This is a genomic window from Phytohabitans sp. LZ39, assembly GCF_059359075.1.
Map to the genome: position 1 here is coordinate 81307 of NZ_JCADBM010000011.1, position 20734 is coordinate 102040.

Consider the following 20734-nt stretch of genomic DNA (forward strand, 5'->3'; position numbering starts at 1 on the left):
CGCGAGCAACCGCGGACGCGGGCAGACAGAGGATCAGCGCGCGAAGCGCCAGCGGGTCGCGCCGTGGGGTTCGGCACCGGCGACGCCGACGACCGTGTGGAAGGTGAAGCGGTAGACGTGCCACGGGGGCGGGCCGGCGCTGGGCGCGCTGAACGGCGCGGTCAGCGCGTCGCCCTCGACCTGGCACGGCCAGCCGCCCGCGCGGTAGCCGGCGGCGACCCGTTCGAGCGTCTCCGGGTCGGTGACCCGGGCGGCGCTGCCGTCCAGGACGAGGTCGATCCCGGGCAGGCGGGCGGAGATCGTGCAGAGCGGGTTGACGGCGAGGTCGCGGGCCTTGCGGGCGGCCGGGCTACTGGTGAAGTAGAGGTCGCCGTCGAGCCACTGCGCGCCCACGCCGGCGGCGTGCGGGGTGCCGTCGGGGCGGCACGTGCCGAGGAAGTGGGTGACATCGGCGGTGGGGTCGCCGGCGAGCGCGTCGCGGGCGCGGCTCCACTCCAGCGGGGCGTTGCCGTAGCGGTCGAGGTTGGTGGTCTCGGTGGGCTCGATGTCGGTCATGGTTGTCAGACTGCCCGAGGCCGGCCGACTCATCGGTCGTACGCGGCGAAAAGTGCCTGCCGGAGCCGCTCGTACTCGGCCGGCGTGCCGATCGCCGCGCGGTGCTCCGGGTGGAGCAGGTAGTGGTTGACCGCGTCGGCGAGGAACACCGGGTTGACCGCCACCAGCTGCGGCACCGGCGCGCTCTCCACCTTCCGCCACAGGCGGGCCACGCCGCGCCTGCGCACCAGGCCGGGCCGGGAGAGGCGGATCCGGTTGGGAGTCCAGCGTGACACCCGTGGCGTCGGCCCCACCGCGACCGCCTCCCAGGGCACCACGTACCCGCTGTTGACGTCGAACAGTCCCAACCCGTCCGGCCGCAGCTCGACGCGGGAAAGGTCGAGGAACGACGCCAGCACCCACGGCACGGAGAGCAGGAGCAAGAAGGTCACGAGCACGACTATCAGCACGGCGAGCCCGGTGAGGACCGAGTCCTCGCCGTCCGTGAAGTCGCGCAGCTGCGAACCGAGGAGGAACAGCGGAAGGGCGATCCCCGCCGAGGTCTGCGCGGCGACCTGGAGGTGTGCGGGCGGTGCGACGAACGCGCCGTCGCGGACGTCGAAGACCGCGGGGAACGTGGCCCGGCGCGTCCACAACATCACCGCGATCGTCCCGAACAGCACCACGATCGGCAGGGCCACGCCGACGACGAACGTCCGCACCGTCCCGCCGCGGTCGAACCGCCACCCGCCGGCGACCAGCCAGGACACCGCCACGAGTACGGTGGCCGCGATCAGCAGCCGGGCGCGCGTCCTCATGGCGTGCATTGTGGAGCCCGCGCGCCACTCCGGGCAAGATCGCACCTCAGGCCTTCGCGGCCCAGACCTCCGCCTCGAACTCCTTGCCCTGTTGGCGGGTCGCCTCGGGAAAGACCGTCCGATATGGATGCTCGTCGGACGGTATGACCCGTACCATCGTGTCGATCATCTCCTGTGGATCGTACTGATTGTCCAGATAGGAGCTGAAGTCCGGGCTGTCGAGCAGCGCGGTCTCCGGCCGCCACCACTCGTACATCGCCTCCACGCCGGTGTCGTTGAAGCCGGTGTGGAACGGGCCGGGGTTGATGGTCGCGACGCGGATGCCGCGCGGGCCCAGCTCGCCCCGCATCGCCCAGGCCAGCGCCTCGATGGCGTGCTTGGTCGCGGCGTAGACGCCGATCCACGGCCGGGTGCGGATACCCGCCACCGACGACACCCACACCACCTTGCCGCTGCCCCGCTCGACCATCCGCGGGGCGACCGCCCGGACCAGCTCCAGATGACCGAACACGTTCACCTCGAACGAGCGGCGGATCCGCGCCATCGGGATCTCGACGACCGCGCCCGCCTCCTGTACACCGGCGTTGAGCACGAGGATGTCGACGTCGCGGCGGGCGGCGTGCGCGCGGTCGGTCGGGTCGGTGACGTCGAGCTTGACGACCTCGAGCCGGGCCCGTCGCCGCCACGCGTCGGCGCGCAGGTCGCGTACCTGTGGCCACACCTCGGCGCCGGCGACCACGTCGTGGCCGGCGCGGGCCAGGCCGAGCGCGGCGCCCCGGCCGAGGCCGCTGCCCGCGCCGGTGATGAGGATCCGGCTCATGCGGGCGTCACCTCGACGACGAGGTGCTTGGTCACCGGCTGGCCGCTGTCCGGGCTGACGTCGGCGAGTCCACACAGGACGTTCAGCTCGGGCATGTAGCCGGCGGCGCAGCCGCGCGCGATCTCGTACCGGACGGCGCGGTACCCGTACGCGTGGCGGCGGGTGCCGTCCTTGGAGAAGCTCGTGACGTCGACGAGGTCGAACTCGCCGATCCCCCGCTCGCGCATGTCCTCCTCGTTCATGAAGACGACCGTGCGCAGTCCCTTGAGGCCGCGGTACCGGTCGTCGTTGGAGTAGATGCTGGTGTTGAACTGGTCGTGCGACCGCACGGTCGCGAGCACGAGCCGCCCCGCGCCGGGGTCGACGCCATCCGGCAGCGGCGCATGGGAGAACTCGGCCCGCCCCGACGGGGTCAGGAAGACGCGCTCGCGGGCGGGCTGGCGGATGCGGAAGCCGTGCGGGTGGCGGGCGCGCCGGTTGAAGTCCTCGAAGCCGTCGAGCACGCGCGCCATCGTGTCGCGGACGCGGTCGTAGTCGTCCACGTAGGACAGCCACGGCGTGCGGCTGTCCGGCAGCGTGGCCCGCGCCATGCCGGCGAGGATCGCGCACTCCGAGCGCTGGTGCGGCGAGCCGGGCTCCTTCATCCCGTACGAGATGTGCACCATCGACATCGCGTCCTCGACCGTGACGCCCTGCGGGCCGCCGGCCTGGACGTCCCGGTCGCTGCGGGCCAGGCACGGCAGGATCAGCGCGCGCTTGCCGTGTACCAGGTGGCTGCGGTTGAGCTTGGTGCTCACCTGCACGGTCAGGTCGCAGCCGCGCAGCGCCTCGGCGGTGGCGACGAGGTCGGGCGCGGCGAGCGCGAAGTTGCCGCCCAGCGAGACGAAGACTTTGACGTCGCCGCGGCGCATCGCGTCGACCGTCTCCACCACGCCGAAGCCGGGCTCGCGCGGCGGGTCGATGCCGCAGACCTCGGCGAGCCGGTCGAGAAACGCCTTCTCCGGGCGGTGGTTGACCCCGCAGGTGCGGTTGCCCTGCACGTTGCTGTGCCCGCGCACCGGGCAGGGGCCGGCTCCCTCGCGGCCGATGTTGCCGCGCAGCAGCAGCACGTTGACGATCTCGCGCACGGTGTCCATGCCGTGCTCGTGCTGGGTGATCCCGAGGCACCACGCGATGATCACGCGGTCCGACCGCCGGTACGAGTCGGCGAGCGCGCGGATCCCGGCCTCGTCGATCCCGCTGTCGTGCGTGAGCCGCGACCAGGGCGTGGCCGCCACGAGCTCGCGGTACCCGTCGAAACCGTGCGTGTAGCGGTCGATGAAGTCCCGGTCGAGCGCTTCCGGCGTCTCCAGGAGCGCCTTCGCCACGCCGCGTAGCAGCGCGAGGTCGCCGCCGATCCGCACCTGCACGTTCATCGTGCCGATCCGCGTGGTGCGGAACCTTGCCATGTCGGCGTACTCGTGCGGCACGATCGTGCGCCGCGACGCCGCCTCGATCAGCGGGTTGATGTGCACCAGCCGCGCGCCGCGGCGGTCGGCCTCGGCGAGCCAGGTGAGCATCCGCGGCGCGTTCGAGGCGGCATTGTCGCCCATCAGCCAGATCGCGTCGGCCTGCTCCCAGTCGTCGAGGTCGACCGTGCCCTTACCGGTGCCGATCGCCGGCGTCAGCGCCCGCCCGCTCGCCTCGTGGCACATGTTCGAGCAGTCCGGCAGGTTGTTCGTGCCGAACTCGCGGACCCACAGCTGGTACAGGAAGGTGGCCTCGTTGCTCAGCCGCCCGGACGTGTAGAACGCCGCCTGGTTGGGGCTGTCCAACCCGCGCAGCGTCTCCCCCACCAGCGCGAACGCGTCGTCCCACGAGATCGGCCGGTACGAGTCGGTGGCCGGGTCGTAGCTCATCGGCTCGAACAGCCGACCCACCGCCTCGAGGTCGTGGTCGTTCCATCCGGCCAGCTCGCCGACCGTGTGCGAGCCGAAGAACTCGGCGTCGGCACCGGCCGGCTCCAGCTCCCAGGCGGCGTGCTTGACGCCGTTTTCGCAGACGTCCAGCTTCAGCCCGTTCGGGTCGTCCGGCCACGCGCAGCCCGGGCAGTCGAAGCCGCCGTCCTCGTGGTTCATCACCAGCAGCGCGCGGAACCCTTCGACCGGCTCACCCGCGCGGGCCAGCACGCTCCCGACGCTGCGCGCCGCGCCCCAGCCGGCGGCCGGATGATGGTACTCGTGGCGCGAGTGGTGCCCGGTCGGCGCCGGGCCGCGGCCCAGCGCCGGCGTGCCGGGTGCGGCGGCGAGCATCCGGTCTTCCGTTGACGTCATCGTCCCCCCTCGTGTGGCCCGACCGTAGCCCCGGCGCGGGCGAGCCCGGGCGGTTTCCACGCCAGGCCGGGCCGGCCTCACCCACAGCGGGCGCCGAGGGGCTCACCTGGATGGCGCGGCTGCTCGTCGCGCTCGGCTTCCCGGTGAACGAGCGGCGCGGCTAGGCCCTCCACGAGGCCGCCGCTTTGCACGATCCTCCCGCGCGTGGGAATGTCGGAGCATGTACCTCGACGCGCTCCGCACCCTGCTGGCCCGGCACGTGCGGCCCGACTCGACCACCGCCGTCGAGGGCGTGCTCATCTCCAAAGTGGAGCGGCCCGCCCCGCCCTCGGCGTCGATGACCGGCACGGTGTTCGCGCTCATCGTCCAGGGTGCCAAGCGCCTCGCCCTGGGCGACCGCGTCTACGAGTACCGCGCCGGCCAGTACCTCGTCGCCTCCGTCGACCTGCCGGTCACCGGCCACTTCACCGAGGCGCCGGCGCTCGGCTTCGGGCTGACGCTGCGGCCGGAGACCATCGCCGAGCTGCTGCTGCGAGCCGGCCCGGCAGACCTCCCCCGCGCCGGCGGCCCCCCATCCGGCATCGCGGTGAGCGACGCGCCGGACGAGCTGCTCGACGCCGTCATCCGGCTGGTGCGCCTGCTCGACCAGCCACGCGACCGCGCCGTGCTCGCCCCGCTCGCCATCCGCGAGATCCTGTGGCGCCTGGTCACCGGCCCGCAGGGCGCGGTAGTCCGCCAGCTCGGCCTCGCCGACAGCAGCCTCACCCACGTCGCCCGCGCGGTGCGGTGGATCCGCGACAACTACCGCGAGCCGTTCCGCGTGGAGGACGTGGCGCAGCTGTCCGGCATGAGCGTGTCCGCCTTCTACCGCAACTTCCAGGCGGTGACCGCGATGAGCCCGATCCAGTTCCAGAAGCAGATCCGCCTCCAGGAGGCCCGGCTGCTGCTGGCCACCAACCCCAACGACGTCGCCCGGGTCGGCCACCACGTCGGCTACGACAGCGCGTCCCAGTTCAGCCGCGAGTACCGCCGCCAGTTCGGCGTACCACCCAGCCAGGACGCCGCCCGCCTCCGCGCCCCCGCGGCGCTCACCCTCCCCTAGACGATCTACCCCTGAGCTACCGCGACGTCCGCCGTGGTCCAGACCGCTGCTCCCGCGGCCTCACCCGTCCGCCGCTGCCCGCGGGAGCAAACGGTCCGCGACTGGCGCGGACGGGGGCAAATCTGCTTGAAGGCGTTGGCGCACCCTGGACTGGCGATCACGGTTCAGGCGCGGCGTCCCTGACCGTGAACCGCTCTAGGACGCGAAGGCGAAGGTGGCGTCGTCGATCTCGCGCAGTGTGCCCTCCGCGACCAGGTCGCCGCAGGTGGCCGCGATCTCGTCCAGGGAGACGTCGGTGTCCTCAAGGTAGGAGCGGATGTCCCAGGTCTTGAAGCACGAGGAGTCGCCGCCACAGCCGTCGAGGTGCACCGGCGCGCCCGCGCGTGTGGTGACCGTGTAGCCGATGCCGTGCACGAAGTACTCCTCGCCGCCGGGCAGGGTGCCGCGGCGTGGGGCCGCTCCGCGGATCACGCGGCTGACGAGCTCCTTTGTGGACGTGACGCCCAGGTGGTGCTCGACGGCGGCCTTGAGCTCGTGGAAGACGGCGACCGCGGCGCGGACCTCGGCTGCCGCGTCGGCCATCGCTCGCGCTGCCTGTCGCTCCTCCACGGCACCCCCAACGACCACGCGAAGCATAGCCGTTTCACCGATAGGCGGCCCAGGGCGCGACGCCCACCTTGACGGTATTGCCCAGGTCGACGCCGCCGTCCAGCGCGATCACCTGGGGCCGGTCGCCACCGGAGACGGTGACTTCCAGAAACTCGCCGAGCGTGGCCCGCACCGACGGGTCGGTGACGAGGTTGCGCCACAGCAGCGCGGTCGTCGCGCGTTCCCCCGGCTTGAGCGTGACCGTGGCCGGCGCCGCGTCGAAGCGGGGCACCGTGGCGATCCCCGACGAGCCTTCGCTCACCAGCACGTCGAGCGGGCGCCGGTCGCCGTCCAGGAGGCGCACCGCCGGGTGGCCGCGCACGGTACGCGTCGCGGCGCCGCAGTTGACCACCACGATCTGGAGCACCCGCAGCCCCATCGCGGCTTCCTGCTCGCCCTGCCGCACCGAGAGCCCGGACTCCGGGCAGGCCGCCGGGGTGGGCGAAGGCGGCGGCGCGGACGGCGGGGCCGTGCCAACCCCGGGCAGCGCCCCGCTGCCGCTCCACGAGACGGGTGACCTCGCGCCGTCACCCCGGGCCGCGTCCACCGCGACGATGGCGGCGACGACCAGGGCCGGCACGACGAGTGTCACCAGCGGCGCGAGCCGCCGGATCCGCGGCGAAAACCTCACGCGCAGAGCATAGAGTTCGATCATGCGTGCCGCGCCCGGCCCCACCCGCGCCGATGCCGCGACCACCGGCCTTGGGCTTGCACCGCGGGGCTGGCAGCGGAGGCCGGGGGTTTCGGCGAGCGCTGCGAGCCGCCGGCCGCCGCGGTCTCCGGCCGGAAATGCACCCCAAAAAACGCTCCGCTGCGCTCCACGTTTCCCCGGGGGCCCCGCGCGGCGGTCCGCAGGTGACGCGGGCCCGGGCAATCCGGCCTGTGAACGTCACGGTCCCGGCGTCGGGGACGTCCTGGTGAGCAGGCCGCGGGCGGCCGTCGTCACGGAGGGGCCGCCGGCCAGGCACCACAGGGCGATGACCGGGTCGCAGATCGCGCAGCCGAGCGACGAGTCGTGGGCGAACGGCAGGATGGGCTCGCCGCGCAGGTGGTGGACCACGTCCCAGGCGGTGTGCAGCAGCCAGCCGATCCCGATGAACGTCCACGACCCGAGGCCGCGGAAGGCGACGTAGACCATCACCGCCGTGAAGGCGATCTCGGCCACGCCCAGGCCGCCGCCGCTGAGGTAGGCGGCACCGGCGCCGGCGACCATCAGCGCGTTGAACGTGCGGCGGTGCGGCTCCCTGATCAGCGACATCAGGGTGACGTACAGGACACCGACGAAGAGTGGGACGACCACGGTCATGCCGCGAATCTACGAAGCCCGCGCGCCGCCGGGCAGTGGCCGAAGTGACAAGCACCAACGGGTACTGGCCAACATCGTGTTTGACTTCGGGGGTGGATCGACAACGACTCAGCAGCATCGCGCACGCGCACCACCCGATCGCGGCACCGGTCTCCGGGGTGAACGCGAACCGGCTCCTGCGCCGGGCCGACCGGCGGGCGGCCGCGCGGATCCTCGACCTGGGGTGCGGTGCGGGCGCGTGGGCGTTGCAGGCGCTCGCCCACTACCCCGACGGGCACGCCGACGGGGTCGACACAAGCCCCTACGCGCTGGAGCGGGCCGCCGAGGCCGCCGCCGCGCGGGGGCTGGCCGAGCGGCTGGCGCTGCACGAGCGGGACGCCCGCGCGTACGTGCCGGACGGTGACTACGACCTGGTGCTGTGCGTGGGCGCGACGCATGTGTTCGGCGGGTTCGGCGGCACGCTGCGGGAGGCCGGGCGGCACGTCAACGCGGACGGCATCCTGCTGGTCGGCGAGGGTTTCTGGCAGGTGCCGCCGACCGCCGCGGCGCTGGCCGCGCTCTCCGCCAAGCCGGAGGACTACAGCGACCTGGCCGGCCTGCTCGACCGGGCGGAGGAGGCCGGCTGGACGGCGCTGTACGCGCACGTGAGCGACGCCGCCGAGTGGGACGACTACGAGTGGTCCTGGATCGGGTCGCTGACCGAGTGGGCGCTCGACAACCCCGGCCACCCCGACTCCGCGGCCGCCCTCGCCCTCGCCCGCGAGCACCGCGAACAGTGGTTGCGGGGCTACCGCGACGTGCTGGGTTTCGTCACGCTCGTGCTGCGCCGCGCCTGATCACGGCCGGGTGCGGGGCCGGCGGCGGTGGCGCAGCCGCAGGCGGTGCGCGGTCCGGGCGGCCGCCGCCGGCCCGGCCACCGCCAGGTCGTGTACGAGCACGGCGCGGTGGGCGGCCCGCAGCTCCGGTCCGGGTATGACGCCGAGCTGCTCGGCCAGCAGCTCGCGCACGCACCGGAACGCGTCCAGCGCCTCCGCCTGCCGCCCGGACCGGTAGAGCGCCACCATCAGCCGGCACCACAGCGACTCGCGCAGCGGCTGCCGGGCGGTCAGGTCGCGCAGTTGCGGCACGAGGTCCGCGTGCACGCCGGCGGCCAGCAGCAGGTCGATGCGTCGCTCGGTCGCGGCGTACCACTCCTCGGCCAGCGCCGGCGCGTGCTCGGCGACGAGCGCGTCCGAGCCGACGTCCTGAAGCGGCTCGCCGTGCGCGCGCCAGCAGTCCAGGGCGCGTTCGAGCAGATCCAGCTCGGCCCCGCCCTCGGCGGTGCGGGCGGCGCGCAGGAGAGCGCGGAACCGGTACACGTCGACCGCGTCGGCCGGGACGGCGAGGGCATACCCGCCGGCGGTGCCGCTGATCACGTCCATGCCGAGGTCCTGCCGGAGCCGGGTCACCACAGTGGACAGTGCGCGGCGGGCCGGCGACGGGACGCCCTCGCCCCAGAGGTAGCGGGCCAGCGCGGCGGTGCCGACCGTGCGGCCGGGCGCGAGCGCGAGCGCGGTGAGGATCACCTGCCGGCGCGGGGCGGCGAGCGCGACCGGCCGCCCGTACGCGAGCACCCGCACCGGGCCGAGCAGGCCGACCTCCAGGGCACCATTCACTGCGGCGCGCATACCTACCAGCACCCGCCGCACGCCGGGCTGCTCTCCACACCCGGGTTGTAGCTCAACCTGACGTCCACCAGGGGGTCGTCGGTGGGGAGGGGCCGCACCGCGACGGCCGCGTTCGACACCGGGTCGCGCTCCACCTTCACGCAGACGACCCGCACCTTGTAGTCGGTGACCGCGCAGATGGCCGCGACGTCGGTGGGCAGGTAGGCCGCGCCGGCGTACAGCGTCGGCGCGGTCGGCGCGTACTCCTGGAGGCTCCGTACCTCGCCGCCGAGCTTCTCGACGTAGCGGCCGTACCCGTACGTCGGCCGCGAGTCCGCGGGGGCGGCGCAGTCGAGGTGCCAATCCAGCGTGAGGAACTGGTCCCCCGCCCTCAGCTCCGCCCGGTCGATGCCGCCGGTCGTACACGTCATGGGCGTCCAGCCGCCGAAGAGCCCTCCGCCACCGGCGGGGCCGCCGGCCCGCGCCGGGCCGGCGGTGGCCACCACCGCCACGGCGGCGGCCAGGAATGCCACTACTCGTCTCAACGCTCACTCCCTTCCGCCATCTCCCCGCCGGCCGGGCCGGGCGGCATGATCGCCCGCATCGCGCCGAGGGCCAGACCCAGCTGGAACCGGTTTTCCACACCGAACCGATCCATCAACCCCCGCAGCGTGTACGTCAGCGTGCGGGTGGACATCCCGAGATGCTTCGCCGCGGTGGCGTCCGTGTGCCCGTCGGCAAGCAACGCGACCACCGCCTTCTCCCGTTGGGTGAGCACGACCGTTGGTACTCCGTTTCGCCGTGGATCTGTCGCGCCACTCCATTGGCGGACAAACAAGGTGAGCAGGGACTCGACGGCGGCCGGGTCGGTGAACTCCCACGTGCCGCGGTCGAGGGCGAGCGGGTCGACGGCCACGAGGGCCACCCGCCGGTCGAAGATCATCATCTTGTACGGCAGCCGTTCGGCCAGTCGGTGTTCGCCGCCGAGCCGGACGAACTCCGCCGTGTACGCCGACGACCGGTCGCCGTCGGCGGGTGGCCGGCCGAGCGAGCGCACGCGCACCCGCCGGCGCAGCAGGTCGGCGTCGATGGCCGAGCCGATCGTCAGGGCGTCGGTGGTGAAGACCTGCTCCGGGTTCATCGCGAGGTGCTCGCCGCGCTCGACCGCCACGAGCTGGGCGATGCGCCGGCGGGTCGCACCAAGGTCCGGCAGCAGCCGCCCCTTCGCCGGCCCGGGCCGCGGTCCGCCCGGCTCGGCGCCGGCCATCGGGGCCAGCCGGCGCAGCGCGCGCCGCCGGACCGCCTCGACCGCCGCGTCCGGGGCGACCGCGCGCCAGCTGCCGGCGTCGACGCCGTGCGACGGCCCCGGACCGCCGCCTTGGACGAGGCCCGCGTCGACGAGCTCGTCGAGCGCGACCCGCACCCGGCGCGCGGCCAGGCCCAGGTCCGCCGCGACCTCGGCCGCGCGCTGGTCACCGAAGCTGACCAGGCACCGGTACACAAGGTCGGCGTCCGCGCTGAGACCCCAGCGGACCAGCGACGGAACGGCCTGGCCGAGCGTCAGCACCCCCGTGTTGCTGCCAGCCACCTACACCCTCCCCGTTGGATGGCGGTACGGACGCATACAAACACAGGGCGGCGGGGTTGTCTTTAATCACAAGATCGACTAAGGAGATCCGTTGCCAAATTCCGCAACGCGCGGGCCGGTAGGGTGAGGTGAGGTACTCAGGCTCTTCTCAGAGCCCGCGGGGGAGCATGGGGGGCATGGCGGCAACGCGATCACGGTGGCGCCGGTGGCGGCTGCCACTCGTCGCGGCGGTGGCCGTGGTGGCCCTCGCGGTCGTGGGGCTGCACGGGCGCCTGCCCGACCCGGGCGAGGTCCTCCGCGACATGGCCGGCGCCGACTACGGCTGGCTCGCGCTCGCCGCGTTCCTCCAGGCGGTGTCGCTCGTCGCGTTCGCGTACCAACAGCGGCGCATCCTCTCCGCCATGGGCGTGCGGCTGGGCCGCCGCGACGCGGTGGGGATCACCCTGGCCAGCACCGCCATCTCCATCGCGCTGCCCGCGGGCGCCGTCGCCTCCACCGGCTACACCATCCGGGAGTACGAGCGGGCCGGCGCCACCCGCCAGCTCAGCACCGCCGCCGCGGTCGTGTCCGGGCTCACCGCGATCGGCGGCCTCGGCCTGCTCTACGTCACCTGGGCGGCCGCGATCGTGGCGCAGAAGTCGACGGCGTTCGAAGACTGGCGGCCGCTCGCGGTCGTGGCCGTGCTCGCCGCGCTGACCGCCGTGGCCGTCACGGCCGGGCGCCGGCTGGCCCGCCCCGGCCGGGCCCGCCGCGGCCGCGACGTCGAGGGCCGCGTGTTCCGCGCGGTGCGGCGGCTGATGGTGCTCGCGCGGGACGCCTGGCGGGCCGGCGCCGACCTGCGCGCCCGCGACTGGGCGGCCGGGCTGGCCTACGCCACCGTCAACTGGCTGGCCGACATCGCCTGCTTCGCCGCCACCGCCCGCGCGTTCGACCTGCGGATCAGCATCGGCACGCTGGCCGCTATCTACCTCGCCGTGCAGATCGTGCGGCAGGTGCCGCTCACGCCCGGTGGCGCCGGCATCGTCGACACCGCGTTCATCGCCGGGCTCACCGCCGCGGGGGCGACGGCGGTGAGCGCGACCGCGGCGGTCCTGGCCTACCGCCTGCTCTCCACCTGGCTCGTCATCCCCGCGGGCGGCGTAGCGGCACTCCTGCGCCGCTACGCGATCGCCCGCGCGGCCGCCTCAGCTGAACGAGACCGAGTAGCTGTTGGTGGTGAAGTCGAGGCCACCGGCGGACGAGGTGATCTCGTACCCCAGCTGCACGTCACCGACGGTGATGTCGCCGAACCAGCCACGGCTCCGGATCCAGTTCATGACGGCGAGAACGTCCACGCTGCCCGCGTTGGTGTTACCGCTCCGGATGAACGAGAAGACCTGGTTCGCACCGTTCGATCCCGAGTAGACCTGCCACGTGTGGCCACCGACGGTGGCGGTGGTCTGAAGTGAGCCGAGCGGGCCGACCGGGCCCACCTTGTTCAGCCACAGCATGATCTCGTAGGCGTGGTTGTTGTCCCAGATGTCGTACGCCGTGGCGTACGCGCCACTGTTGGGCACCGTGACGTTGAAGCTGCTGGTGAGCGTGCGCAGCGAGCTCAGCGTGCGGTTCACGTTGCGGGTCGCGTTGGGGTAGGACTTGACGCCGCCCGTGTTCGGGTGGTTGGCCGTCACGCCCCAGTTGCTGAACGAGTTGGCCCAGATCGTCTGCGTGCCCGCCCCGCTGCCCCAGATGTTGTTGTAAAGCGTGTAACCGCCGTTGGTCCACGTCCCCCACTGCTCGGACGAGGTCCACGCCACCCCACCCGGCGGCCGCGTCGTGGGCGGCGCGGCGGTCGTGGGGTTGGGGCTGCCCGGCGTGGTCGCGCCCGTGCAGGTCACCCCGTTCAGCGTGAACGACGTGGGCGTGGAGTTCGTGCCGTTCCAGGTGCCGTTGAAGCCGGGCGTGACCGTCGCGTTGGTGGCGAGGCTCGCGTTGTAGGTCTGGTTGCTGACCGTGACGTGCGCGCCGCTCTGGCTGAACACGCCGTTCCACCCCTGGGTGACGGTCTGCCCGTTGGCGAAGTTCCACTCCAGCCGCCAGCCGTTCAGCGGGTCGCCCAGGTTGGTGACGGCGGCGTTGGCGGTGAAGCCGCCCGGCCACTGGTTCACCGTGTACGCGACCCGGCAGCCGGTGGCCGCGCTCGCCTGGGCGGCGGCCACGACCGCCAGCCCGGTCGCCAACGTCAGCACGGCCGCCAGGGCCATGCCGGTACGTGGTCTCATGCCGATACCCTTCTATATAGTTGGACGTCCATACAAACTGTGCCAGCCCACAAGGACGACGACAACCATCAATATTGTGGAATCGTCGGCGTGCCCTTCACCGGAAGCCACCCCGCCGCCGTACTCCCCCTGATCCGGTGGGGCCTGCCACCCTCCGCCCTGGTGATCGGCAGCATGGCGCCCGACCTGCCCTACTACCTACCGGCGCCGGTGGACGGCGCCACCACGCACAGCCTCGCCGGCGTCTTCGGCGCCGACCTGGTGCTCGGCCTCGTCATGCTGGGCGTGTGGCAGGCCCTGCTCGCCCCGTTCGCGGCAGCGATCGGCCCGGCGGCGCTGCGCGACCGCCTCCACCCACCGGCACCCGGCCGCCCGCGCCCCGCCGCCCGCGCCGTGCTGGTGGTGGTCGCGCTGACGCTGGGCGCGGCCACGCACGTGGTGTGGGACTCGTTCACCCACGTAGGACGGTGGGGCCCGGCGCACATCGACTGGCTCGCCGAGTCGCACGCCGGCCTGCCCGGCTACCGGTGGGCCCAGTACGCCAGCGGCGTCGCGGGCGCGGCCGCGATCGCGCTCTGGCTGGCCCGCTGGTGGCGCGCGACTTCCCCGACCGCTCGCCGCCCGGCGGCACCGCGCGCGGTCGCCGCGGCGAGCTGGACGCTCATCGCGCTGGCCACCGCGACCGGCGCCCTTTTCGCCGCACTCCCCGCCCTACGCGACGCCGACCACCGCGACGCCGCCTTCCTGGCCATCACCCGCGGCGGCGGCGCCGGCCTGCTGACCGCCGCCCTCTGCGCGACACTCGTCCTGCCCGCCCGCGTCCGCGGCACCTTCTAGCGCGCTCTCCATCTCCGATCCCGCGGCCTCACCCTTCGCTGTTGGTCTCGGTCACCCCTCTGGACGGGTGAGGCCGCGGGAGCAGCGGTCCGGACCACGACGGACATCGCGGTAGCTCAAATCTCTTTCTGGATGAACGCCACCCGACTCCGGCGCTAGAGCGCGGGCTTGACGAGGATCTTGCCGGTGGCGCGGCGTTCGTCAAGCTCGGCCACCGCCTCCGCGGCCCGCTCCAAGGGGTAGGTGCGGCCCAGCGGCGGGTCGAGGCGACCCGCCTCCAGCAGGGGCAGCAGGTCGGCCCACTGCTCACGCAGGTAGCCCGGCCGGGACTGCCAGAAGGCGCCCCAGCCGACGCCGACGACGGAGATGTTGTTGAGCAGCAGGCGGTTGACCTTCACGGTCGGGATCTCGCCGCCGGTGAAGCCGACGACCAGCAGCCGGCCCTCGGGCGCGAGGCTGCGCATCGAGTCGGTGAAGCGGTCGCCGCCGACCGGGTCGACGACGAGGTCGACGCCGCGGCCGCCGGTGCGTTCCTTCACCGCGGCGCGGAAGCCGTCCGCCAGCACCGCGTCGTCGGCGCCCGCGGCGCGGGCCACCGCCGCCTTGTCCTCAGTGGACACCACGGCGATCACCGTGGCGCCCGAGGCCTTGGCGAGCTGGATCGCGGCCGTGCCGACGCCGCCCGCCGCGCCGTGCACGAGGACCGTCTCGCCGGCGCGGAGGGCACCGCGGCGAAGCAGTCCGAAGTGGACGGTGAGGTAGTTCATCGGGAGCGCCGCGCCCACCTCGAACGGCACGGTGCCGGGCAGCGGGAAGACCATGTCGGGCTCGACCGCCACCACCTCGGCGAAGCCGCCGAAGCCGGGGAACGCGGCCACCCGGTCGCCCGCCGCCAGGCCCGACCCCTCGGGCGCCGCGCGGACCACGCCGGCCACCTCGCAGCCGAGGATGAACGGGGGCGGCGGCTTGATCTGGTACTGCCCGCGGGTGAGCAGCGTGTCGGGGAAGGTGACCCCCGCCGCGACCACGTCCACCAACACCCGGCCGTCGCCGGAGGGCTCCGGGACGTCACCGACCTCGATCGACCCCGGCCCGTCGAGCCTCGTCACCCGTGCCGCACGCATCCCCGCACTCTAGCCGCGCGCGGGCGGCTCGGGGCGCGACTGGACCTCAAGGATGCTTGAGGTCATAAGGTCATGGTCATGGGCGACATCCGCGGGGACCGTAAGACCTTCTTCAACCTGCTGGTCAGCACGCTGCTGGTCTCGGTGATCAACTTCACGGTCTGGTTCGCGATCACCTTCTACGTGTACCTCCAGACCCGCTCGGTGTTCGCCACCGGCCTGATCTCCGGCATCTTCCTGGCGCTGACCGCGTCGACCGGCATCTGGTTCGGCAGCCTCGTCGACCACCACCGCAAGAAGACGATGATGCAGGTGTCGACGGTCGCGTCGCTGGCGCTGTACACGGTGGCGTTCGCGGTCTACCAGCTCACCCCGAAGCAGTCCTTCACCGACCCGGCCAGCGTCGCGCTGTGGGTGGTGGTGCTGCTGCTGATGTTCGGCGTGATCGCCGGCAACATCCGCACGATCGCGCTGCCGACCCTGGTCACCGTGCTCATCGAGGAGGAGAGCCGGGGCCGGGCGAACGGCTTGGTCGGCACCACCACCGGCGTGACGTTCCTGGTCACGTCCGTCATCAGCGGCGTCCTCGTGGCGGTCGGCGACATGTTCTGGGTGCTCGTCCTCGCCCTCGCGGTGCTCACCCTCGCGGTCGGCCACCTCTCGCTCGTGGCGGTGCGGGAGCCGGCGCCCGCTGACTCCTCGGTCAGGCGTACGGTCGACCTGCGCGGCACCGTCGGGGTGGTGCGCGGCGTACCGGGGCTGATGGCGCTGATCATCTTCTCCGCGTTCAACAACCTGCTCGGTGGCGTCTTCATGGCGCTGATGGACGCGTACGGCCTGTCGCTGGTCTCCGTGCAGGCGTGGGGGCTGCTCTGGGGCGTCCTGAGCACCGGCTTCATCGTGGGCGGCCTGCTCGTCTCCCGCACCGGCGTGGGCGCCAACCCGGTGCGCCTGCTGCTGGGCGTCAACCTTCTGCTGTGGACGGTCACCCTCCTCTTCCCGGTGCGCTCGTCGATCGTGCTGCTCTCCGCCGGCATGTACCTGTACATGCTGTTCGTTCCGTACGCCGAGGCGGCCGAGCAGACGATCCTCCAGAAGGTGGTGCCGTACGAGCGGCAGGGCCGGGTGTTCGGCTTCGCGCAGAGCGTCGAGCAGGCGGCCTCCCCACTGACCGCCTTCCTCATCTCGCCGGTGGCCCAGTTCGTGTTCATCCCGTTCATGACGGACGGTGCCGGCGCCGACGCGATCGGCGGCTGGTTCGGCACGGGCCCTGAGCGGGGGCTGGCGCTCGTCTTCATGCTGACCGGCGCGATCGGCATCGTGGCGACGGCGGTCGCGTTGGGCAGCAGCCCGTACCGCCGGCTGGCCGACCGCTACGCGGAAGCTCCAGCCCCCGTACCCGTGTCAGGGCTGTAGCCACCAGGGGCTGGTGTACGCCACGCCGAAGTCGTTGCACGGGTGGCCGGCCGGACCGGGCGTGCCGTTGGCCGCCGCCGGGTCGGAGACCCGCAGCACGACCCAGTTGCCGTCCGCGGCGTTCAGCGGCACGGTGAAGTCGGCGACCGTGCCGTTGACGGTGTCGACGACGTCGACCACGGTCGGCGCCGACGTGCCGGGCCGCAACACCTGGATCCGCAGCGGCTTGCCGTCCCACGCCGCGCCCCGGTCCACGTCCACCAGGAAGCGCACGTCGGCCGACGCGGTGCCGAGCACGCCGCCCATCCGCACCCCGTTGGCGGTGGCGTCCACCCGCAGGCCGGAGACCCGGGTGGCGAACACGCGCCGGGCGGTCATCGCCGCGAACACCGCGTCGCGGGTGTTCTCGGTGACCCACATGCCGCTGCGGCCCAGGCCCTCGTGGAAGCCCCACGAGGTGCCGTGCTCGTCGGTGACGCCGGTCAAACCCGGCCGCCACCCCGCGTTGAGGCAGGCGACCAGCGGCGAGGTCATCCCGGACGACCAGCCCTCGAAGAGGTAATCGTCGCCACGGTTGAACATCTCCAGCCCCACAAGCTGGGCGCGGGCCGAGGCATTCAAAGAGAAGTTGTCGAACCGGCCCACCTCGCGCCCCGGGTGGTTGAAGCTCGCCAGCCCGCCTGAGCGACCGGTCAGCCAGCTGTACAGGTTGCCGGGACTGCTCGCCCGCAGCAGGTCCGCGAACTCGCTGGTGTTCCAGACGTTGATGTGCCCCTGCAACGGGTGCGACCACTCGAAGCCGCGGATCGCCGTGAACTGCCCCGGGTCGTTGGCGGCGTTGGCCAGCTCGCCCGTGGTCCGCCACTCGCCCGAGCTGAGCCCCTCGATGGCGAAAAGCGTGGCGTGGTCGGTCAGCGCGGCGACGTCGAGGCCCGCCTCCCGCATCGAGGCGAAGGCCGCGGCGGCGCTGCCGTCGCCGTCGGACATGACCGTGTGGTTGTGCATGTCGGCGTGTACCAGCGTTGTGCCTTGGGTGATGGCCGACGCCCGCGCGGCGCCGGCGGCCGCCGCGGCGGCCATCTTCGTGTTCGCGCGGGCCGCGCCCGGCAGGGCGGCCAGCATCAGCGCGCCGCCGGCGCCGGCCAGCAGCGCGCGGCGGCCCAGGGCCGTGATGTCGACGTGGCCGTACGGCACGCCCTCGCGGGGTGCGTGATCGTGGTGGCAGTGATGGGGGTCGCGTCCACTCATAGAGAAACATCAGCAAATCGCGATACGACGGCGCCACCGCGCCGAGTCGTCCGCAAAGCGAACATTGCGGTACCGGTAAGGTCGCGTCGTGCAGCAGACACCCGCTGACCTGGACACCGTCCGGCGGCTCGCCGCCCAGGTCGACACCACCGCGTTGTGCGACGTCACCCCGGACATCCGGGTGATGTCGCCCGCCCTGCGCTGCCGCTCGGCCAACCCGGCGCTGTGCGGGCCCGCGATCACGGTGCGCTGCCGCCACGACTTCCTCGGCGTCATCCAGGCCATCGAGCGGGCCGCGCCCGGCGACGTCGTCGTGGTCGACGGCGGCGGCCACGAGACCGCCCTGGCCGGCGAGCTGTTCGCCCGCGCCGCGCTCGCCAAGGGGCTGGCCGGCATCGTCGTGGACGGCGGATACCGCGACCTCCGCTTCGTCGCCGCGTGCCCGCTGCCGGTCTACAGCCGGCACGTCACGCCGGCCGCCGGCACGACCGTCCGCCCGGCCACCGTCGGCGGCCCGGTCAGCTGCGGCGGCGTCCGCGTCGGCGCTGGCGACATCGTGATCGCCGACCACGACGGCATCGTGGTGCTCGACCCGGCCACCGCGGTCGCGTCACTGACCGCCGCGGCCGCCGTCATGGAGACCGAGGCCCGCGTGGCGGCGCGGCTGTCGGACGGCGCCACCCTCACCGACTGCCTCGACGTGGCGGCACACCTCGAGCGGCTCACCCGGGGCGAGCCGTCGAAGCTCCGCTTCACCGTCTGACCAGCCGCCGGCAGAGTCGCCTTCACCGTCTGACCGACCGCTCCGGCACGTACCAGCTGCCGGCCTCGCCGGGCCGGGCGCCGGGCGCGTCGCCGAAGTAGACCGGCCCGCGGATCCGCACCGCGACGGCGATCATGTAGACGTCACCAATCGCGGCGACGGCGTTGACGAACAGGCCCAGCAAGGCGAACATCGACAGCCCCACCGAGCCGAACGCGACCAGCGGCAGGGCGAGCGCCGGCAGCGCCACGAGCGGCGCCGCGAGCACCACCACCATCGACGCCCGCGGCAGGAACCAACCGGGCGCGTCGGCGTAGGCGTACCAGCCCTTGAACCCGAACACCGGGCGCGTCCCGGTGAAGGCCCACAGCAGCACTCCATGTATCGCCTCGTGCGCGACGAGGGTGAGCACGGGCGTGGCGACGAGGCCGCCGACCAGAACGGCGAGGAACACGGCGGGCGCGGTGTCACGGGCGTCGACCGTCCACCCCTCCGGGCGCACCAGCCCCGCGGCGAACCCGAGCGCGACGACCGATGCCAGGCCCCACGGCAGGGACAGCCACGACAGCGTGCGCCGCAGGCGCGGGTTGCCGTGCAGGCGCAGCGTCCCGCCCAGCACGAACCCATCCGGCAACGACCGACGCGCGCGCATACGGCACGGTACCCGCGCGCCATCCACCGCGGTGGGCCCGTCGCCGGGTGCGCGCGCGTCGCCGTCGACCGGCTTCGCCGGCCCGGGTGGCGTTGGTGTGGCTACCGCATCAGCCGCTGGTGGATGCGGCGACCGCCGGCGGTGGCACGCCGGCGGGCTGGGCCGCCTCGGCGGCGAGCCGCCGGATCCCGCGTTCGGCGAAGATCAGGGGAACCAGGCCGAAGACGCCGAACGATATGTCGACGATCTGCCATCCCCACGGGATCCCGCGGATCGGACCGGCGATCAGGGCGAGCGGCACGACCGCCACGCAGGCGATCATCCCGAAGTGCACCACCCAGATGTTTCGCACGGGATCCCGCAACGGCCCCCAGAACGCGACCGCGATGACGAGATGCGCGAACGCCAGCCAGTCCGTGCCGTACGCCATGAACGGGTAGTCCCGGTTGGTCGCGACGATGCCCTCGTGCGCGCGGTCGACCCAGTCGACGAGCCCGGGCAGGTGGTCGGGCGCGGGCGACCAGTCGGCGTGGATCAGCCGCACCAGCAGACGGGTCTCGGTCTCGAGCGGAAACGCGGTGACGCCGCTGACGACGAGGCCGACCACGAACACCACGAGCCACACACGGACGCGGGTCAGGGTGCGCATGGGCGGAGCGTAACCCGACCGCCGGTGCCACCCGCCGCGCCGCGGTCGATCTCCACAAAGTCTTCACGGTTCGGCCCCGCCCGCGGCTCAGCGCGCCAGGAACTCGCGTGCCCCCCGGAGCCGGCCGGCCAGCCGCGACTGAGTCATGGCACAGTCCAGCCGCACGTCGAGGCCGCCCGCCAAGCCGCTCCCGGCCCGCAACCCGGTCGGCAGCGCGGCCTCGTCGAGCCCGTCGCGGCGGGCGATGAGCACCCCCAGCTCGTGCCGGCTGACCGCGTCGGCGCCGGCCACGTGGTGGATTCCCGGGTACGGCGAGGCGGCCAGCTCCAGCAACGCCGACGCCAGATCCTCGACGTGGATCGGGCACCGCACGTCGTCGGTGAACAGCACACCGCCCGAGGCGCCCGACGCCAGCGCCCGCACGTGCGCCTCGTGCGGCGAGTCGCCGTTTCCGACGATGAGCGAGGTGCGGGCGACGACGGCGCCGGGATCGAGGCCCATGACCGCGGTCTCGGCCGCCGCCTTGGCGGCACCGTAGGGTGTGGTCGGATCGGGTGGGCACGCCTCGTCGTAGCGGTCCGCGAGCCCGGAAAACACCGCGTCGCTGGAGACGTGCACAAGCCGCGCCCCCACCGCCACGGCCGCCGCCGCGACATGCGTGGCACCGTCCGCCGTGGTCGCCCAGTCGGCCTGCCGGTAGGCCGCGTTGACGACGGCGGCGGGCCGGAGCCGCTCGACAAGAGCGGTCACGTCGTCGCGACGCCTGATGTCCAGCGCCCGCCAGCCGACGCCCGCGAGGTCCGGTCGGTGGCGGTGAAACGTCGCCGCGACCCGCGCACCCGCACCCAGCGCCTGCCGCACGACCTCCCGCCCGAGCAACCCGCTGCCACCGACCACGAGAAGATCCATCGCCGCCACGGTAGCGGGCCGCCTATCCGGCCAACTAGATCCTCTCCTGGAGCCTCCGGCCCCAGACCCCCTCAGAGACGGGGAAGAGCTCGCGGGGATGA

General features: G+C 73.2%; 22 protein-coding genes and 1 pseudogene. 7 read left to right on the plus strand and 16 right to left on the minus strand.

The window, feature by feature from the left end:
• Positions 1 to 33: 33 nt before the first annotated feature.
• The 4 genes from AC5L36_RS21735 to AC5L36_RS21750 are packed head-to-tail and all read right to left on the minus strand — an operon-like array spanning position 34 to position 4484.
• Positions 34 to 555, minus strand: a complete 522-nt coding sequence (locus AC5L36_RS21735; RefSeq protein ID WP_441218386.1) for a pyridoxamine 5'-phosphate oxidase family protein — start codon at positions 553 to 555, stop codon at positions 34 to 36.
• A 29-nt stretch (positions 556 to 584) separates the two neighbouring features.
• Positions 585 to 1352 carry a hypothetical protein gene (locus tag AC5L36_RS21740; protein WP_441218388.1) on the minus strand — a complete coding sequence of 256 codons (768 nt, stop codon included), beginning with the start codon at positions 1350 to 1352 and terminating at the stop codon, positions 585 to 587.
• 46 nt (positions 1353 to 1398) lie between these two features.
• Positions 1399 to 2172, minus strand: coding sequence for an SDR family oxidoreductase (locus AC5L36_RS21745; RefSeq protein ID WP_441218390.1), 774 nt, complete (start codon positions 2170 to 2172; stop codon positions 1399 to 1401).
• Positions 2169 to 4484 carry an FdhF/YdeP family oxidoreductase gene (locus AC5L36_RS21750; RefSeq protein ID WP_441218392.1) on the minus strand — a complete coding sequence of 772 codons (2316 nt, stop codon included), beginning with the start codon at positions 4482 to 4484 and terminating at the stop codon, positions 2169 to 2171. Before AC5L36_RS21750 ends, AC5L36_RS21745 begins: the two co-directional genes overlap by 4 nt.
• Positions 4485 to 4495: 11 nt before the next feature.
• Between AC5L36_RS21750 and AC5L36_RS21755 the strand changes: the two genes are divergently transcribed.
• Both AC5L36_RS21755 and AC5L36_RS21760 read left to right on the plus strand, forming a co-directional pair.
• Complete coding sequence (locus tag AC5L36_RS21755; protein WP_441218394.1) at positions 4496 to 4648, plus strand: hypothetical protein; 153 nt, start codon at positions 4496 to 4498, stop codon at positions 4646 to 4648.
• 56 nt (positions 4649 to 4704) lie between these two features.
• Positions 4705 to 5586, plus strand: a complete 882-nt coding sequence (locus AC5L36_RS21760; protein ID WP_441218396.1) for an AraC family transcriptional regulator — start codon at positions 4705 to 4707, stop codon at positions 5584 to 5586.
• Between the two features lie 195 nt (positions 5587 to 5781).
• On the opposite strand, the gene AC5L36_RS21765 is transcribed toward AC5L36_RS21760, so the two are convergent.
• The 3 genes from AC5L36_RS21765 to AC5L36_RS21775 all read right to left on the minus strand — a co-directional run bounded on the left by AC5L36_RS21765 (position 5782) and on the right by AC5L36_RS21775 (position 7540).
• Positions 5782 to 6168, minus strand: a complete 387-nt coding sequence (locus AC5L36_RS21765) for a DUF6896 domain-containing protein (RefSeq protein ID WP_441218398.1) — start codon at positions 6166 to 6168, stop codon at positions 5782 to 5784.
• 61 nt (positions 6169 to 6229) lie between these two features.
• Entirely contained in the window at positions 6230 to 6865 is a 636-nt protein-coding gene (locus AC5L36_RS21770; RefSeq protein ID WP_441218400.1) for a DUF4232 domain-containing protein, read from the minus strand.
• Between the two features lie 258 nt (positions 6866 to 7123).
• Positions 7124 to 7540 (minus strand): DUF6010 family protein, encoded by a 417-nt coding sequence (locus AC5L36_RS21775; protein WP_441218402.1) that lies wholly within the window; start codon positions 7538 to 7540, stop codon positions 7124 to 7126.
• 92 nt (positions 7541 to 7632) lie between these two features.
• Here AC5L36_RS21775 and AC5L36_RS21780 point away from each other — a divergent pair, with 92 nt between their 5' ends.
• On the plus strand, positions 7633 to 8376 hold the full coding sequence (locus AC5L36_RS21780) for an SAM-dependent methyltransferase (protein ID WP_441218403.1): 744 nt from the start codon (positions 7633 to 7635) through the stop codon (positions 8374 to 8376).
• On the opposite strand, the gene AC5L36_RS21785 is transcribed toward AC5L36_RS21780, so the two are convergent.
• From AC5L36_RS21785 to AC5L36_RS21795, 3 genes are read right to left on the minus strand one after another with little or no spacing between them, the layout of a single operon-like run.
• Positions 8377 to 9207: an AfsR/SARP family transcriptional regulator gene (locus AC5L36_RS21785; protein WP_441218405.1), complete on the minus strand. Its 831-nt coding sequence runs from the start codon at positions 9205 to 9207 to the stop codon at positions 8377 to 8379. It lies immediately after the preceding gene.
• 2 nt (positions 9208 to 9209) lie between these two features.
• Positions 9210 to 9731: a hypothetical protein gene (locus AC5L36_RS21790; protein WP_441218407.1), complete on the minus strand. Its 522-nt coding sequence runs from the start codon at positions 9729 to 9731 to the stop codon at positions 9210 to 9212.
• Complete coding sequence (locus AC5L36_RS21795; protein WP_441218409.1) at positions 9728 to 10774, minus strand: LuxR C-terminal-related transcriptional regulator; 1047 nt, start codon at positions 10772 to 10774, stop codon at positions 9728 to 9730. The genes AC5L36_RS21790 and AC5L36_RS21795 overlap by 4 nt, the downstream gene beginning before the upstream one ends.
• 176 nt (positions 10775 to 10950) lie before the next feature.
• Here AC5L36_RS21795 and AC5L36_RS21800 point away from each other — a divergent pair.
• Positions 10951 to 11916 (plus strand): annotated as a pseudogene (locus AC5L36_RS21800) (lysylphosphatidylglycerol synthase transmembrane domain-containing protein); the annotation flags it as partial.
• Positions 11917 to 11958: 42 nt separating this feature from the next.
• Here the strand turns inward: AC5L36_RS21800 and AC5L36_RS21805 are convergent.
• The gene (locus AC5L36_RS21805; RefSeq protein WP_441218410.1) at positions 11959 to 13035 is read right to left on the minus strand and encodes a cellulose binding domain-containing protein; all 1077 of its coding nucleotides are present in this window, start codon (positions 13033 to 13035) and stop codon (positions 11959 to 11961) included.
• A gap of 39 nt (positions 13036 to 13074) precedes the next feature.
• On the opposite strand from AC5L36_RS21805, the gene AC5L36_RS21810 reads away from it, so the two are divergent.
• The gene (locus AC5L36_RS21810; RefSeq protein ID WP_494908765.1) at positions 13075 to 13872 is read left to right on the plus strand and encodes a DUF4184 family protein; all 798 of its coding nucleotides are present in this window, start codon (positions 13075 to 13077) and stop codon (positions 13870 to 13872) included.
• Between the two features lie 155 nt (positions 13873 to 14027).
• On the opposite strand, the gene AC5L36_RS21815 is transcribed toward AC5L36_RS21810, so the two are convergent.
• The gene (locus AC5L36_RS21815) at positions 14028 to 14996 is read right to left on the minus strand and encodes an NADPH:quinone oxidoreductase family protein (protein WP_441218414.1); all 969 of its coding nucleotides are present in this window, start codon (positions 14994 to 14996) and stop codon (positions 14028 to 14030) included.
• A 78-nt stretch (positions 14997 to 15074) separates the two neighbouring features.
• Here AC5L36_RS21815 and AC5L36_RS21820 point away from each other — a divergent pair, with 78 nt between their 5' ends.
• Positions 15075 to 16412 (plus strand): MFS transporter, encoded by a 1338-nt coding sequence (locus AC5L36_RS21820; protein WP_441218416.1) that lies wholly within the window; start codon positions 15075 to 15077, stop codon positions 16410 to 16412.
• Here the strand turns inward: AC5L36_RS21820 and AC5L36_RS21825 are convergent.
• Positions 16401 to 17660 (minus strand): CehA/McbA family metallohydrolase, encoded by a 1260-nt coding sequence (locus tag AC5L36_RS21825; protein ID WP_441218418.1) that lies wholly within the window; start codon positions 17658 to 17660, stop codon positions 16401 to 16403. The two genes, AC5L36_RS21820 and AC5L36_RS21825, sit on opposite strands and share 12 nt — an antisense overlap.
• Positions 17661 to 17748: 88 nt before the next feature.
• Between AC5L36_RS21825 and AC5L36_RS21830 the strand changes: the two genes are divergently transcribed.
• A complete protein-coding gene (locus AC5L36_RS21830) occupies positions 17749 to 18423 on the plus strand; it encodes an RraA family protein (protein ID WP_441218420.1) in 675 nt (224 codons plus the stop codon).
• Positions 18424 to 18445: 22 nt separating this feature from the next.
• Here AC5L36_RS21830 and AC5L36_RS21835 read toward each other — a convergent pair whose 3' ends face one another.
• The 3 genes from AC5L36_RS21835 to AC5L36_RS21845 all read right to left on the minus strand — a co-directional run bounded on the left by AC5L36_RS21835 (position 18446) and on the right by AC5L36_RS21845 (position 20633).
• The gene (locus AC5L36_RS21835; RefSeq protein WP_441218422.1) at positions 18446 to 19075 is read right to left on the minus strand and encodes a DUF3267 domain-containing protein; all 630 of its coding nucleotides are present in this window, start codon (positions 19073 to 19075) and stop codon (positions 18446 to 18448) included.
• 109 nt (positions 19076 to 19184) lie between these two features.
• On the minus strand, positions 19185 to 19724 hold the full coding sequence (locus tag AC5L36_RS21840; protein ID WP_441218424.1) for a hypothetical protein: 540 nt from the start codon (positions 19722 to 19724) through the stop codon (positions 19185 to 19187).
• Between the two features lie 87 nt (positions 19725 to 19811).
• Positions 19812 to 20633 (minus strand): sugar nucleotide-binding protein, encoded by an 822-nt coding sequence (locus tag AC5L36_RS21845; protein WP_441218426.1) that lies wholly within the window; start codon positions 20631 to 20633, stop codon positions 19812 to 19814.
• Positions 20634 to 20734: the final 101 nt, after the last annotated feature.

What these genes read in the sequence shown, in the direction of transcription:
- AC5L36_RS21735 (WP_441218386.1), bottom strand. Translation starts at nt 555, where the DNA reads ATGACCGACATCGAGCCCACCGAGACCACCAACCTCGACCGCTACGGC.
- AC5L36_RS21740 (WP_441218388.1), bottom strand. Translation starts at nt 1,352, where the DNA reads ATGAGGACGCGCGCCCGGCTGCTGATCGCGGCCACCGTACTCGTGGCG.
- AC5L36_RS21745 (WP_441218390.1), bottom strand. Translation starts at nt 2,172, where the DNA reads ATGAGCCGGATCCTCATCACCGGCGCGGGCAGCGGCCTCGGCCGGGGC.
- AC5L36_RS21750 (WP_441218392.1), bottom strand. Translation starts at nt 4,484, where the DNA reads ATGACGTCAACGGAAGACCGGATGCTCGCCGCCGCACCCGGCACGCCG.
- AC5L36_RS21760 (WP_441218396.1), top strand. Translation starts at nt 4,705, where the DNA reads ATGTACCTCGACGCGCTCCGCACCCTGCTGGCCCGGCACGTGCGGCCC.
- AC5L36_RS21765 (WP_441218398.1), bottom strand. Translation starts at nt 6,168, where the DNA reads ATGGCCGACGCGGCAGCCGAGGTCCGCGCCGCGGTCGCCGTCTTCCAC.
- AC5L36_RS21775 (WP_441218402.1), bottom strand. Translation starts at nt 7,540, where the DNA reads ATGACCGTGGTCGTCCCACTCTTCGTCGGTGTCCTGTACGTCACCCTG.
- AC5L36_RS21785 (WP_441218405.1), bottom strand. Translation starts at nt 9,207, where the DNA reads ATGCGCGCCGCAGTGAATGGTGCCCTGGAGGTCGGCCTGCTCGGCCCG.
- AC5L36_RS21805 (WP_441218410.1), bottom strand. Translation starts at nt 13,035, where the DNA reads ATGAGACCACGTACCGGCATGGCCCTGGCGGCCGTGCTGACGTTGGCG.
- AC5L36_RS21815 (WP_441218414.1), bottom strand. Translation starts at nt 14,996, where the DNA reads ATGCGTGCGGCACGGGTGACGAGGCTCGACGGGCCGGGGTCGATCGAG.
- AC5L36_RS21820 (WP_441218416.1), top strand. Translation starts at nt 15,075, where the DNA reads ATGGGCGACATCCGCGGGGACCGTAAGACCTTCTTCAACCTGCTGGTC.
- AC5L36_RS21825 (WP_441218418.1), bottom strand. Translation starts at nt 17,660, where the DNA reads ATGAGTGGACGCGACCCCCATCACTGCCACCACGATCACGCACCCCGC.
- AC5L36_RS21835 (WP_441218422.1), bottom strand. Translation starts at nt 19,075, where the DNA reads ATGCGCGCGCGTCGGTCGTTGCCGGATGGGTTCGTGCTGGGCGGGACG.
- AC5L36_RS21840 (WP_441218424.1), bottom strand. Translation starts at nt 19,724, where the DNA reads ATGCGCACCCTGACCCGCGTCCGTGTGTGGCTCGTGGTGTTCGTGGTC.
- AC5L36_RS21845 (WP_441218426.1), bottom strand. Translation starts at nt 20,633, where the DNA reads ATGGATCTTCTCGTGGTCGGTGGCAGCGGGTTGCTCGGGCGGGAGGTC.